Consider the following 13,925-nt stretch of genomic DNA (forward strand, 5'->3'; position numbering starts at 1 on the left):
GAACAGGGAAGTCGTATATCATCCTCTCTTCACCGAAGCCGTTTGACTTGACGCCATCAAAGCCCTCTGGACGATTGTCCTTCTCATCAAGATATATGTGAAGCTCGGTCTTGTAAAGCTTCCCGTGATCTTTGGCTGGCTGCTCGTTGAAGTCCACCACGTCAAAGTAGTTAGTCACGCCCTCGGGGAGGATATATATCGCTAAACCTTTGTAGAAGTCTATCTTTTCTTGTTCCATGACCGCAAAGGTAAGCAAAAAAAATAGTTTTAGCACGCTATCATATCAAGTTCTTTGGTTAGGCAGCGGCATCCGCCTGCCACGGACAATCCCCCTTGGGCCGACAAAGGGACGTATTTCCATTCTCGTCTTTCCACAACTTGAATCCCGATCCGAACAGCCCGTCTATAAACTCGCCCGCACTCCTGAGGATGTCCGTCTCTATAGAACCGAAGGCAACATCATCTTTTCTTCGTACGGGCTGATCCATACAGTCGTCAAAATGATGGCTGTCCCATTTGTCCGCGTTGTCAGCCTCTTTGGAGTGGTCAGCCTCAAGTGCATGACCTGCCTCGTCCGCATATTCTGCTTTCGTGGCGCCACCCGCCTCGTCTGCTTTTTTCGCATGGTCAGCCTCCTTGGCATGGTCAGCTTCCTTGGCCTCGTCGGCCAGATCAGCCCGGCCGGCATGGGCTGCCTCTGTCACGGCCATGCTGCTATAAGAGGTACTGCCTGTGCCAATGGCAGCCGTACCGCCTGTATTCTTGGGTTTGCTCAGTATCTTTACTTCTATCATTAGTCTGTCTCTTTTAGGTTCAACTCGGCCGATCCCTCCTCAAGGTTACGGCTCACTCCCTGTACAAAGAAAGTCCTTCCCATAGCAGGATGACGGTAAAGCGCGAATGCGTCGATCAGCCCGTTGTCTCTGTCTTCCATCGTTTGCGTCATGAGGATGTGAGGAGAATGGAACTCTGTGTAGTAGCTGTCTACATAAAACTGTTCCGCCTTTGCGCTCGTGCCTCGGTTGTAATCATATATTTGGAGCACCGGCTCACTTGTCGTAGTGTTTACCGGAGTGCTCATTTTCACGCTTTCCGTTATGCCCAGGGCATGGCATTCGTCTGTTGTCAGATCTGAGCTGATCTTGAATTCTATATCGTCCTTTCGGTTCACGAATGTCTCCTTCGTGTCGCTCATATAGACAAGATCCTTGTCACCCGTATTGTTCACCAGTCCATTGTCACTGTAAACCTTCATCTCAAACTGCTCTATGATGATGTCGCTCACATGAGGCAGAAGGGGAACGCTCGTACTTCCCCATTTCGTATGCCGAAAAAAGGTCGGATGCCGTCTCGTTACCACGTCCCATACCGTATTCACCGGACCGAGTATCATAAATCTTACTTTGCCGTTCACCTTGTCACTCTTCTTGATAGGTATGGCTATGCCCTCGGCATCCACGCCCATCTTATAGGTGATATTGTTCTGCAGGCTGAATAGCGTGCCGATGAGCTTGTCTCCGATCTTGGGGTCAAAGCCGATCGTAAAGCACTGTTGGTAATACTCATCATCACTACTGCATTTGTCACGCTCCTTAAACTTGCGCCACTGGAAATCCTGAGGCTGGCCGCTCGTGCCCGTCTCCACAACACACTGGTCGCCGATGATCAGCATGCATGCCAGCACGGCCACCTTGGAGATCTGGTCGCTACTGTCGCCGATGGCACTGTATTGAAACTCATATTCCTGAGGGCCTTTGTCCGTGAAAGGCATCAAGCCAACATCAGTCGACTGATCCCATACAGGTTCAGAACCGGGGGTGGACGCCTTCCACCATTTTCTTGTATAATACCGGCCATCGCTGTTGTCACGGCTCGGTACGGTATCATGCCACCATTGCCTGATACCGGTCTTATAGATCGGCAGCGAGATAACTCCCGCCGATGGCTTATAGTCATATATCGCTTTGTAGGTATCCGTCTCTGCCATCACCGGGTTCAGGGCAATCTTTCCGCTCAGTACGATGTAGTTCGTTGTCTGGTCGTCGGTAGGAGAGAATACGCCGCCCGTCGTCTGCCCCGTGTATATGGCGCAGGGTATGCCGGCCTTGATGCTTTCCGTGTTGGGATAGCTCTTGCTCTCATCATTGTCTACTCCGTTTCCGTTGATGCTTACCACCAGACAGTTCGTCATCTCCACCTTTGACACGGGAGCGTTGTCCTTGCCGTCCGTCTGCCGCTCTACCTTTCCAAATGAGAGGATGGCTGCTCCGGGTTGTTTCGCGAGCTGGTTGGGCAAGGCCTGCTGGTTGGTGTTGTCCTGACAGTATTTCTCCATAAGGCTGCCGCTACCACGATCCGGGAATGACCATTCTGGATTATTCATCACCTGCAAGTACCAGTCTGTAATGCGCCCTCCTTCAAAATCAGTCTCTCTTCCATGAGTCATGGCGTCAAAGGCATCTATGGCCTTGTTGCCCTCGCCGTCACTACTGTATTCCGTCATGTATTTCTGTTTGTTCGAATAAGGGCTCGTCAGCAGGTCATCGTCGAGGGGGCTCTTGATCATGCTCTCTATCTTCTTGATGTCGCACGTAAGCAGGATCTGGCTGAATGTCTCCCCGACACTGATACTCGTGTCGGTGCCTATCACGTTCTCAGTCTTGATGTCTATCGTCTTGCGTATGGTTGTCAGACGGTCGCTCGTTATCAAGTCCCGCCAGTAGATGTCCTTTCCTCCCTTTATGCTTTCCCATGAGAATATATAGCAGTCCAGTCCTTCCTGAACGATATGGAGGTTCAGATATTTCAGGATCTCCTCCAGCACGTCATCCTGCTGCCACACGTCGTCCTCTTCCTCACCGAGGAAAAGAAGCTCGTTGATGGATAGCTGGCCGAAGATCGCATGGCGGTTCGCCGTCAGGTTATCCACTGCCTTGCTTCCGTCATACCAGTAGTGGCAGCTCTCCTTACCGGATATATCCAGCCCCGTCATCACACCGCCTAACAGTTCCTTCATAATATCCAGGAAAGTACGCTGCATCGCCTCTCCCTTCACCGCGGCATATATCACGCCTTTGGCGCCGATACTGCGGTATTTCGCATACTTCAGCGCCGTCAGCGCGTCTATGCAACTCAGCTCCACCTCGTCAAGATCCTCGTTGTAATCCTGCGAGTAGGTCTGAGGCTCTATATATCCCGCGAACAGGCAACGGCCACCTCTGCGTATATTGATCACCGCATCCTTGCACGATGCGCAGAAAAAATCCTGCACAAAGTTGCTGGTCAGCAGCCTCACCGTCGCCTGGTGATACAGAAGATGGTCAAAGGTATCGTTCACCTCGCTCGTTATGTCCACAGGATCGTCGGTAAAGTATATGCCGGAGCCCGCAGCGCCGATTTCCGTCTCTGTGCCGCGGTCCCCGTGGGTCAGGATGCTCACCTCCACCACTTCGTCATGCTCGTTGTAAAAGCTTCCGTGTATGTACATCGTTCAGAGTCTTATGTTCGTTTTCCGTCTGTTGATGCGTGTCTCGTTGGCCATGGCCATCACGATGTCACGGCCACGCACCTTCGCTTCCAGCCTGCCTCCGAATGTTCCGCCCGTATCACCTATCAGGCTTTTCAGCTTGTCAAGGGGAGCTACAACCTCAGGATTCGATTTAGCGCCCGCATACTCGCCCATAAGGGCCAGTGTCGGACCATACAGAATACCGCCGTTCGCAAATGGTGTCACAGCAACAGCACCTACCAGAGCCTGCATTGTAGCTATAAAACCTGCGGCAATGCCAGCGCCCGCAAAGGGTATGTAGGCGTGCGCTGCCATAAACTCGCTCGCCGCCAGTTCCCTGTAAGCCATGGCTTCTGCCTTCGTGGCGATGGTCGAGGCTGTCGCTGCCGCCACTTCCTCCGGAGCTGCCGCCACCTTGGCTGCTGCCGCTTCCGTTGTCGTCACCGAACTGACGACTGTTGCTGCGTTGCTCGCATGGGTCACGGCCGTCAACGCCTCTATGATCTGGATCACTGAATTGATACCGTGGTAGATCTGTATTGCCGCATCTACTACCCCGGTTACCGTCTCCCATGCTCCGCGGTTGCCCTCAAGGGCATCTGTCATGGAATTGATGCCACTGCCAATCCCCTTCATAGAACTCCAGGACTTCTCTAATGTCACATCGTTCTTCCTCAGTACCTTCTGATAGTCCTCATAACTTGCTATCAGTTTGTTAACTTCAGCACGTTGGGTGATGCTCATAGGGTTCTTGGTATCTGCCAACATGTCCTGCAGTTGCTTAATACGCTTTCTGATACCGTCGAAACCGATGGCCTTGAGTTCCACCTTCAGTTCCTGATGGTCCATTTGTCCGAGTTTCCCAACTTCCTCCTGCATCTCCGGGATCTTAGCCAGGGATTTCATCGCGTCCCGTTTCTTTTCCAATTCCTGGATCGTCTCCTCTATGTCCGTAATCTCAGAGGCACTTGCTTTCTTCTGCTTTGACTCGTAATAGCTGATGGCTTTATCCAGAGCGTCTATCGTATTCAAGCGTGATATGTCCTCGGGCATTTTCAGATCATCCAACGCTTCATCCCAATTGGCACGTAACTCGTTAAGCGCGTTGATCTGCTTCTGGATCTCAATTCTTTCGCTGGCCGTCGCCGTTTTCAGCAGATCACTGTAATACTGGAGTTCCTCGTCCAATTGCCTGTAGGTCTTGATTTGGTCAATTCCGATACTGACATGAGCACTGCGTTCAAACGCTGTTTTAAGGTCGTTCAAACGCCGTATTTCTTTATCAATACCCGATATGTTCGAGGCTGTCGCTCGTTTACGCAAGTCCTGTTGATAGGAAATTTCCGCATCGATAGCCTCAAGGGTATTCAACTCTTTTGGCCGTGAAGCGGCATCCTGCAACTCGGTAATGGCATTCTGCTGTTCCTTCAACTGTTGTATCTTTCGGGCATAGAGAGCGATGGTGGCTGTCTCGGCTCCTTTTGTAGTTTCCAGTTTGTTCTGATAATACTGGATATTATTGCCAAGCTCCTTATATGAGGTCGCATTGGCAATGAGAGTCTTGCCGCCGTATTTATCCGCCGTTGTATTACCGGTCCTCTTAGGTGTGCCGCTCTTAGTCCCGGATGAAGAAGTTGAAGTCGAATCTGGCGCGTTTTGCTTTTTATTGAGCTTCAATGCTTCTACAGCATTCTGGGTCTTTGCCTTCGTGTTGGCTTTCACGGCCTTCGTGTTCTTGTCAACGTCGGCAGTCTGCTTGCTGATGCCACTATCACCTATGCCAAAGAACTTTTTCACCCACTCCCAGGCTTTCTTGATAACTTCTGAGGCTTTCTCGAAAGCTTTGACCAGATACCCCCAGATGGCAGAGGCAACATTCTTTACCACACTCCATACCTTATCACAGATATTCCTGAAGGTCTCACAATGATTATAAGCCGTAATAAGTACGGTGACTAAGGCTGCTATGGCCATGATGACAATGCCAATAGGATTGGCACTGAGCACGAAATTAAGGGCAATCTGGGCGACTTTCCATGCATTGGAGGCTATGGCAACGATTTTAGATGCTGCTGCCTGGGCAAGGGTGGCCACTTTTACGGCCTTCAGGCCGGTGATAACTGTCATCAATCCGGTTCTGAACTGCGTAAGGCTCGTAATAGCCAAACCTGTGTTGGCAATCAGTTCGATATATGGAGCCGAGGTGCTTGCAATAGATCCGGCCCAGTCCATCATGGATGCAACCTGGTTCTTCAGCATCTGAGAAACACTTTCCCCGGTACTTGACATCTCGTTGAAAGCATTGTCTATCGTTCCGGCACTATCTGCCATGGCACCGATATTCTCAGCGAACTTGTCTTTCTGTTCTCCTGTCAGACTGCCCAGTAAGCGCAGGGCCTCCGCGCTTCCGAACAATTGGCCGTAGATGGTCTGCTTCAGCTGTCCGGTTTTCGCAGAGTACTCACTGATGCTCTGGTCCAAACCGAGCAGGAAATTCTGCAAGCCACCGGCAGCCTGTACACTGGCGGCATTAAAGCCGATACCCATCTCGTTGGCCGCCTTGGTGGCCTCGGCGCTTGGCTTGATGAGGGCATTTAACACTGCTGCCAACTGTGTGGAGACCTCTGCCGTGTTACCAGTTACTCCAGTCGTCGTTGCGAATACCGCCATCAACTCATCCATCGACACGCCCAGCTGTGACGCGCTTCCACTTACCATGGGGAGTGCCTGACCAAGTTGTTCGAAACTGGTAACGCCATTTTTAGCGGTCATCTGTATCTTATCCTGGATGGCACCAGCCTGGTCCCAGCTAAGGCCATAGTTCTTGATAAGGGTGGAGGTAACGGTTACAGTTTGTCCAAGATCGGCAAGACCGCCTACTGCGGATTTGCTCGACTGCTCCAGGAACTGCATCCAGTTACCTTCCGGCACGCCGTTAGAGATAACCTGATAAAGACCATTGGCCAACTCTTCTCTTGCGAGAGGAATATTCTTGCTGAGTTCTTTGACCTGATCGGTCATTGCCTCAAAGTCCTCACCGCCTTTTCCGGCCATGGTGTTGACACTGCGCATGGACTTCTCGAAGCTGTCAAATGGAGCGACTATACTGCCAACAATTCCCTTCAGGTTATTCAGGGAGCTGATAATGCCATCGAAAACCATACTCTTGGCTGCCATCTCCTTAATCCGGTTTCCAGCCTCTCCGGCGTTTTTGCCGACCTTGGCAATGACGTCTTCAAGGTCGGAGGATTCGACGATGAGATCCTGAAGGACATTACCTCCATCATTCTTTATCTTGATATGAAATTCTACCGCATTTGACATTGTACAGTCTATTTTAATCCGTTTCTTTTCTTTGCCGCAGCATAGCGTTCCATCACCTCAGCTCGGCTCAGCCGATGGCTCTCGCTGCTGTTCTCCTCTTTGTCCCACGGGAAGGGTAAGAGCTCGTGGGCCGTAAGACCATGCTTCGTATAGGGCTGAATGAAGCCAAATAGCAATGTCCGCGTCCGCTCCCATTCCCCTTGCATGTCACGCTCTGTCAGGTCATGCCATTGTCTCCACGTCTCGTAAAACTCTGATGGGGTGCAGCGTTCAAAGTCGTCACGGCTCATTCCGATGCACCCCACCGCTATGCCGATGAGCTCTTCTATGCTTGCTTCCTTACCGCTGCCGGTCCCGTTTTTTTTTCATCAACGGCCGCCTGGGCATAGAAGGCATTCATACTCTCCGGCTCCATGCTGTCCGCGAACGTCTCAAAGTCCATGTCGAAGGGCTCCTTGTCCGCGTTGCAGGCGCTCTTCACGCAGCAATAGATGAAGAGCACAAGTTCAGATATGTCGCTTTGGTCCAGTTTGCTCACATCTTTGCCGCTCGCGTTCTTGAAACGCGTCATAGCGCCCATTGTCACACGGCAGGGATATTCCTTATCCCCGATCCGTAGTCTCATGAGTTTCTTTCCTTCCATATTATGATCCTGCCTGAGTTGTTGATCCCTCTGTCAGGCCCGTTCCCTGCTTCGTCACGGCACCGCTGTTCTGGAGGGTAATTGAGTACTTAGCGTCGTCACCGGCCTGGCCATCAAGCTCAAGACTGGTAATGATATACTTGCCACTGTAGCCGCCTGCAGACTTGCCAGTTCGCTTGTCGCCGTCGCGAAGGTTATAGGCCACGTCGATGGGCTCTGCTTTCAGCATTGCGTCTTTCAGCTGGTCGTAGGTCGGCACTTCGCTCGTTCCGTCAGTCAGAACGAGGCCGTCAGCCGTGATCTGCTCCGAGAAGGTCTTTACATACTGCTCCTTCCATTTACCGGTGCTCGCCTCCTTCGTCTTGCGCTCGCCGGTCTCCGCAGAAGTAGACACCTTGCATCCCGTAGAGAAGCCGAGGGCTGAGCCCATGGCTGAAAGGATAAGATCTGTTCCGTCTAATACACTGTTTGCCATATTTTCCTGATTAAAATTGTTGTTATGATTCCGGTTATAAGACCGGCAATGAAGATTTGGAGGGTCGTCCAAAGCGTGTTCGAATGCTGTTCTTTCTCCGTTTGGACGGTGCTTTCTAAGTGAGAGTTGGCCACCGACAAACGCTCATTTTCTTTACTGTAGTAAAGACACAGCCTTTCCAGAGAGTCACATTCGCTCTCCACCACGATCACAGGTGTCTTGCCCGGGCTCTTCGTCAGGCTCATCCGCGTTCTCGATCTGCCTTGAGAGGCCGTATATGTCGCACCTTGGGGAAGTTTCAGCAGAGAGTCAAGCGGCACCGCCAGCCTCACGCTGTCCTTCCTCACCGGCTCCTGCCATACAAGGCTTAGTCCGCTCTGCCTCTCTGCGGTGCTGTCTACGCTCCTTGCGCTCACTGACCGGCTTTCCGTCGTCACCGTCTTCGCTGAGCGACAGCTCACTGCTGACAGGACAATTGCCAGCATGAGGACAAAGCTGAATGGCCTCGATAGCACGCGAAAGACGGTTGAGGGCCCTACGAGTGAGATTGTTTTCGGAGACAAGTTTCTCCGTGAGTTTTGTCGATTCGTCATATTTTGTCTGTGTCTCTACCAACAACCGCGAAATATCCTCGTACATCACCTTGTAGGTGTCGTGTACGCTCTTGGCTTGTTTGGCGTCGTTGGCCTTTCTGTTGGCGACCCAGGCGATGGCTGCGCCTATGCCACCCGAGGGGATCGCCCACTGGAGTATCTGTAAGATCGTGTCCATCGTCTGGGTCTTTATGGTTTGATTACTATTGTCTGATACCGATGGAGCGCAGCCAGGCAGCTACGTCAAAACTCGGACATGCCTTCCCGGGATTCAGTTCATGGTGTCCCACGATCTTTACCTGGGGGAAACGCTCATGGAAGTCTCTCACATAGCGTTTCAGAGCTTCCTTCTGAGCCTCCGTACGTGTATCCTTCGGCTTCATATGCTTGTCACATCCGCCTACATACACGATATGACGGCTGACGCTGTTATAACCGGCGGCACCATTGGTCACCTCCCACGGATCCACGTTCGCGTCCTCGTTGTTGTCAACCATGCGCTCCACACGGCCGTCAAGATGGATCATGTCCGTATAACCCACCTGCTTCCAGCCGCGACCTGATGGAGGTGGGGAGGTATGCCACCGACGTATCTCAGAGCTGCTTACTTCCCTGCCTTCAGGCGTTGCCGTGCAGTGGATAACGAGATATTTCATTGGCTTTCCCATCATACTGTCTCCTTATATCCGCTTCTCATCACAACTCCTGCGTCTTCCTTTTTGGGCATGCAGATGAAGTAGTGGCGGAAGTTGATCAGGTTACGCTGATACTCCGGGTCGGTCTCGGCCAAACGGTAATACATCTTGGTAGAACCCGTTGCCTTGAAAACACGAGGAGTGTAGAATGCAAAGGAACAGTTGAACTCGCCCTTGCTGGCGGCGGTGCCAAGATCCTTCTTCACTCCGGCTGCCGTATACAGAGGAGTATTGACAAACTCGTAAATATCGAAGCCGTACAGTGAGCCTACCTTGCCGGTGTTGCGGTCAATGTTGTACTGCTCGCGGAAGTTCTGGCTTGCAAGCAGCAGATCGTTCGCATGGTCCGGGCATAGCACCAGGCGGCGGTTCACAGCCGGTACCTTCAGCTTATCAAGAGAACGCTTCATCTCCACGAGATCCTCCGGTCTCAGGCGCAGACGGCCTGTTTCTGAGTCACGCTCGCCGGTGGTGGTCAGTACTGGCGTGGTCTTGGAGTCCTGCTTAGCGCAAAGGGAGTGCGCTGCCTTGGCAAACTTCGAATCGTTGATGGCGTTGGCATGGCTCTCTTTCACACGGGCCATCTTATCATAGCTCAGCGCAAAAAGCTCGTCATCCGTAATGGGTGTCGGTTTGCTCTGGAACTTGTCAAGACTGATGGTCAGGTCCTTGTCGTCAAGCGCCTGGAGGGGGATGGGATAGGTAGTATTGTTCACCAATACGTCAGGGTCAACGCCCACCTCTACCAGATGGATCACGTCATTGTCCACAATGCTGCTTTGGTCGGGCACTCCGTCCAGCCAGCTGCCTTCCAGACCACTGCGCAGAGCTTTCACGAGCTCGCCGGTCCATACTTCCTTCAGCACGCCGGCGTTCAGTGCCTCCTTGGGCATGAAGCCACCGGCAAGCAGGGCAATCACATTGGCGCCCACAGCTCCCATGATGGGAGAAAAACCGAGCACTAAGGCGGCCGTCACGCCCATCAGGCTGTTGAACAATACGGCCATGAGGCTCTTCGTCATTTCTTTTCTCATTCTTTTGTCGTTTTTATTGGGTTATTCGTTCTATTCCTCCGGCAGTTCCATGCCGTATTCGGCCTTGTAAAGGCGGGCATATTCCTCGCGGTGGTTGTCCCGAAGCTCCAGCATCTGAGACGCAGGGACCTCACTCAGTTTCTTGTAGGCAGCATAGCCCTGCTGCGAAGGGGCGCCGCCCTGATGGCCGACAATGGCCGACAGCTTAACCTTCGGTGTCATCGCCTTAAGTGTCTTGTCGAGATCCTCGGCTCCGATCTTCTTGCCAAGGCTAATAAACTGTTCCTTACTTTCCGCGCCTAAGCGGTGGTCGGCGATGGCACCTTCCACAAGGCCGGTAATCTGAGACAGCTCCAGGGCTGCCTTCTCTTGCTGCAGATGCTCGTTCTCTGTCTTTGCCGACTGGAGCTCTTTCAGCTTCAGGGTGATCATCTCATCCGTTGCCGTCTCCGGAAGCCCTAACTGAAGGGCAATGGCTTTCTGTTCCATGTTCTCGTTCTTTTTGTTGTTATTGTTTTTATTGAGCAGGGGCAGAGGGCAATAGCCGTCTGTGCCCAGATTGATCTTCTTTCCTTCATAGTGCAGCACAAGGGCGTCGTCATTGGCACCGATGTCTGCCACGCTGACCTCACGCAGGATGCTTTTCGTTATCGTCGGACGCGTCTGGCCCTCCACGAGCAGCTCTTTCTTGTCGCTCGTTCCCACCACGTCAAGACCCGCGCTTACCATCCGCAGACTGCCAAACTCAAACTGTTTCTTGCAGCGGGAGCTCAGCTCGCTCGCGTCGTCAAACATGAGCTCGCCCGTCACCTCGCCGTTCTCTGCCTTCACGTTTTTCACGTAGCCGATCACGTTGCCGCGTTCGTGCATATAAAGCAGTACGGGGTTACGCGCATACTGGCTGATGTCCATACCGTCCGTAAGCACCCGGGTGCCGTAGCTGTTCAGACGGTCATTGCTGATTCTTACTCTTTTTCCCATTGTCGTCGTTGATGTGATTTCGGCTGCAATATTACAGGTTTATTCGCTGACCTCCAAAAAAGTGTGCAATCCTTGCAGACATGTCTGCAACCATTGCACACTTTTTTTGTAGACCCGACAAAAACTGCCAATTTTGCAACATAATATTTATTTTTCATTTATGACAAAAGCAGATACTGAGAAAAAGAAGAGCCTGGCACGCACCCTTTATCTTGCCGGCATGGAACAGGGAGAGATCGCCGAGAAAGTCGACGTCTCACGAGTCACCATCTCCAAGTGGTGCACCGCTGGCGGATGGAAAGAGGCACGAGCGGCCAAGAACGTCACGAGACCCGAACTCGTCAACAAGCTCCTTCTTACCATCGATACGTTGATCACGCAGGTCAATGAGTCGGGCGATCCGGATTTGATGGCAGGGTTGGGCGACAAGCTCGCTAAGCTATCTTCAGTCATCGAGAAGCTTGACAAGAAAGCCAATGTAGTAGACACCATAGAGGTATTCATGGCTTTCTCCAAATGGCTCGAATACCGCTCACAGACCGACCCGGACGTTACGCCGGAGCTTATGAAGGTCTTCAACAAGTACCAGGATATGTATATCACTGAACAGATGGGAATCAAGTAGTATGGCAACAGCAGCAGAAAAGAAACAGGCGTATGAGCTTTGGCGCGAACGGTGCAAGCAGGTTCAGGCCGTCACGGATGTGGCCTTGCTCAAGCCGGAGTCTAAAGAGGAGAGGGAACGGCGAAAGAAAAGGCTGCTCTCCAACTATGCTGCATTCTGCGAGTACTACTTCCCGCACTTCCTGCAGCTGCGCGACAAGACTACGGGAGAGGTCTTGCGTACCATTCATAATGCGCCCTTCCATAACGATGCCGCACGGAAGGTCAGGAATACGCCAAACCTCAAGGCCGTATTCATGTGGCCGCGTGGACATGCCAAGTCCACACATTTCGACATCTTTATGCCGCTATGGCTCATGTTCCAGCCTAAGAGGCTCATCAATTTCATGGTCATTGTCGGCAAGTCGGAGGATTCTGCCAACCGCCTCCTTGGCGACATCCAGGCTGAGTTGGAATACAACCAGCGTATTATAGCCGACTTCGGTGAGCAGCAGTCCGATGGTGATTGGCAGGGGGGTGAGTTCAAGACCAAGTCGGGGGTTAAGTTCCTCGCTTGTGGACGCGGACAGTCGCCGCGTGGTCTTCGTGACCGTGAGGCAAGACCGGACTATATCGTTATCGACGACCTCGACGATGATGAGCTCTGCCGCAACGAGAAGCGTGTGCACGATCTGACCGACTGGGTCAAGGAAGCGCTCTTCGGCTCGCTTGATGTCGGCCGCGGACGATTCATCATGGTCGGAAACCTTATCTCAAAGAATTCCGTCCTCTACAATCTCGCCCATACTCGGGGCGTATATCTCTCCAAGATCCAGGCCGTCGACAAGGACGGCAATCCTGTATGGAAAGATAAATGGACCAGGGAGGAAGCCAAGGAGTATGCCGATTTTGTCGGCTATAGGGCATGGAACAAGGAGATGATGCACAACCCCATCGTCGACGGCACCATCTTCCGCGCTGAATGGATCCGGTTCAAGAGGCTGCCGCCTCTACGCAAGTACGATGAGCTCATCTGCTATACCGACCCGTCCTTCAAGTCCACCACGGCAAACGACTACAAGGCTTCCAGACTTTGGGGAAAGATCGGGCCAGAACTCCATCTCATAGATTGCTATGTCCGGCAAGACACGGTCTCGGGAATGGTCAGGTGGCTCTACGATCTTTATGAACGTACATGTGATCAGGCATCCGTGCAGTTCTTCATGGAGGCGAACTTCATGCAGGACATCATTCTCGACGAATTCGAGGCTGAGGGAAACATCCGTGGATATCAGTTGCCGATCATGCCTGACAAACGGAAGAAACCGGAAAAGATCCAGCGCATCGAGGCGGTAAGCCCGCTGTGGGAAAGGGGATTCGTTTTCTACAATGAGAAGCTGAAAGATTCGCCTGATATGCAGGTGGGCATCGAACAAACGCTCGCCCTGGAGCGTGGCAGCCGGGTACATGATGATGCGCCGGATGCTGATGAGGGAGCTATCTGGATGCTGCAGCGCAACTCAAGGCAGGAGAGCATCCAGCCCGTAATAGGCAGACGGCCAACCGCCAAAAATTCATGGTAATTCAATTTCAAAATCGCATAGCTTATGTTTATCACAGATGAAGACTATCGGGTAGTCATTGGAGACAGCGCCCTGAAGGTCGTTTCGCAGACGTCGGACGAAAACCGGTCTAACGCAGAGGCTGAGGCGCAGGAGGAGATCGCGTCCTATCTGCGGCCTGTCTACGACTGTAAAAGCATTTTCTCCGCTGAGGGTGCCGCGCGCAACAGGCTTATTGTCATGTATACTTGTGACATCGCACTCTACCACATGGTTTCCGCAATGCCGCAGAAGCTTGGGTCGGAAATCCGTAAGGAGAGGTATGAAAGGGCTGTCAAATGGCTCGAAGGCGTACAGGCCGGTAAAATCGTGCCGGATCTTCCTTTGACCGTCAATGAGGATGGAGAAACAGTTTCTCCGGGAATAATCCTCTCCTCACAGAAACCGTTAAGACATAATTGGTGAGCAAATGAGAGCAGAGACAAAATTCATTTTGGCTATGCCGAG

General features: G+C 52.2%; 13 protein-coding genes and 1 pseudogene. 3 read left to right on the forward strand and 11 right to left on the reverse strand.

Annotated features, from left to right (window positions below):
* From G604_RS0107260 to G604_RS0107315, 11 genes and pseudogenes are all read right to left on the reverse strand, one after another.
* A pseudogene (locus G604_RS0107260) lies at positions 1-238 on the reverse strand (DDE transposase); the annotation flags it as partial.
* Positions 239-296: 58 nt separating this feature from the next.
* Positions 297-794 carry a hypothetical protein gene (locus tag G604_RS0107265; protein ID WP_028909998.1) on the reverse strand — a complete coding sequence of 166 codons (498 nt, stop codon included), beginning with the start codon at positions 792-794 and terminating at the stop codon, positions 297-299.
* The gene (locus G604_RS0107270; RefSeq protein ID WP_028909999.1) at positions 794-3,487 is read right to left on the reverse strand and encodes a hypothetical protein; all 2,694 of its coding nucleotides are present in this window, start codon (positions 3,485-3,487) and stop codon (positions 794-796) included. Before G604_RS0107270 ends, G604_RS0107265 begins: the two co-directional genes overlap by 1 nt.
* A gap of 3 nt (positions 3,488-3,490) precedes the next feature.
* Positions 3,491-6,832, reverse strand: coding sequence for a phage tail tape measure protein (locus tag G604_RS0107275; protein ID WP_028910000.1), 3,342 nt, complete (start codon positions 6,830-6,832; stop codon positions 3,491-3,493).
* 8 nt (positions 6,833-6,840) lie between these two features.
* Positions 6,841-7,137, reverse strand: a complete 297-nt coding sequence (locus G604_RS13795) for a hypothetical protein (protein WP_155941880.1) — start codon at positions 7,135-7,137, stop codon at positions 6,841-6,843.
* Between the two features lie 20 nt (positions 7,138-7,157).
* Complete coding sequence (locus G604_RS13800; protein WP_051220276.1) at positions 7,158-7,475, reverse strand: hypothetical protein; 318 nt, start codon at positions 7,473-7,475, stop codon at positions 7,158-7,160.
* A 1-nt stretch (position 7,476) separates the two neighbouring features.
* Positions 7,477-7,950, reverse strand: a complete 474-nt coding sequence (locus tag G604_RS0107290) for a phage tail tube protein (protein WP_081657698.1) — start codon at positions 7,948-7,950, stop codon at positions 7,477-7,479.
* A 309-nt stretch (positions 7,951-8,259) separates the two neighbouring features.
* Positions 8,260-8,721 carry a hypothetical protein gene (locus G604_RS13805; protein WP_081657699.1) on the reverse strand — a complete coding sequence of 154 codons (462 nt, stop codon included), beginning with the start codon at positions 8,719-8,721 and terminating at the stop codon, positions 8,260-8,262.
* A 25-nt stretch (positions 8,722-8,746) separates the two neighbouring features.
* A complete protein-coding gene (locus tag G604_RS0107305) occupies positions 8,747-9,211 on the reverse strand; it encodes an N-acetylmuramoyl-L-alanine amidase (RefSeq protein ID WP_028910003.1) in 465 nt (154 codons plus the stop codon).
* Positions 9,211-10,245, reverse strand: coding sequence for a hypothetical protein (locus tag G604_RS0107310; protein WP_410524368.1), 1,035 nt, complete (start codon positions 10,243-10,245; stop codon positions 9,211-9,213). The genes G604_RS0107305 and G604_RS0107310 overlap by 1 nt, the downstream gene beginning before the upstream one ends.
* Positions 10,246-10,302: 57 nt before the next feature.
* The gene (locus G604_RS0107315) at positions 10,303-11,253 is read right to left on the reverse strand and encodes a peptidase (protein ID WP_028910005.1); all 951 of its coding nucleotides are present in this window, start codon (positions 11,251-11,253) and stop codon (positions 10,303-10,305) included.
* 160 nt (positions 11,254-11,413) lie between these two features.
* Here G604_RS0107315 and G604_RS0107320 point away from each other — a divergent pair, with 160 nt between their 5' ends.
* The 3 genes from G604_RS0107320 to G604_RS0107330 are packed head-to-tail and all read left to right on the forward strand — an operon-like array spanning position 11,414 to position 13,883.
* Positions 11,414-11,878 carry a terminase gpP N-terminus-related DNA-binding protein gene (locus G604_RS0107320; RefSeq protein ID WP_028910006.1) on the forward strand — a complete coding sequence of 155 codons (465 nt, stop codon included), beginning with the start codon at positions 11,414-11,416 and terminating at the stop codon, positions 11,876-11,878.
* 1 nt (position 11,879) lies between these two features.
* A complete protein-coding gene (locus tag G604_RS0107325) occupies positions 11,880-13,439 on the forward strand; it encodes a hypothetical protein (protein ID WP_028910007.1) in 1,560 nt (519 codons plus the stop codon).
* A 24-nt stretch (positions 13,440-13,463) separates the two neighbouring features.
* Positions 13,464-13,883 (forward strand): phage protein Gp36 family protein, encoded by a 420-nt coding sequence (locus G604_RS0107330; protein ID WP_028910008.1) that lies wholly within the window; start codon positions 13,464-13,466, stop codon positions 13,881-13,883.
* Positions 13,884-13,925 lie beyond the last annotated feature (42 nt).

It is taken from the genome of Prevotella sp. AGR2160 (assembly GCF_000424185.1).
GTDB lineage: Bacteria > Bacteroidota > Bacteroidia > Bacteroidales > Bacteroidaceae > Prevotella.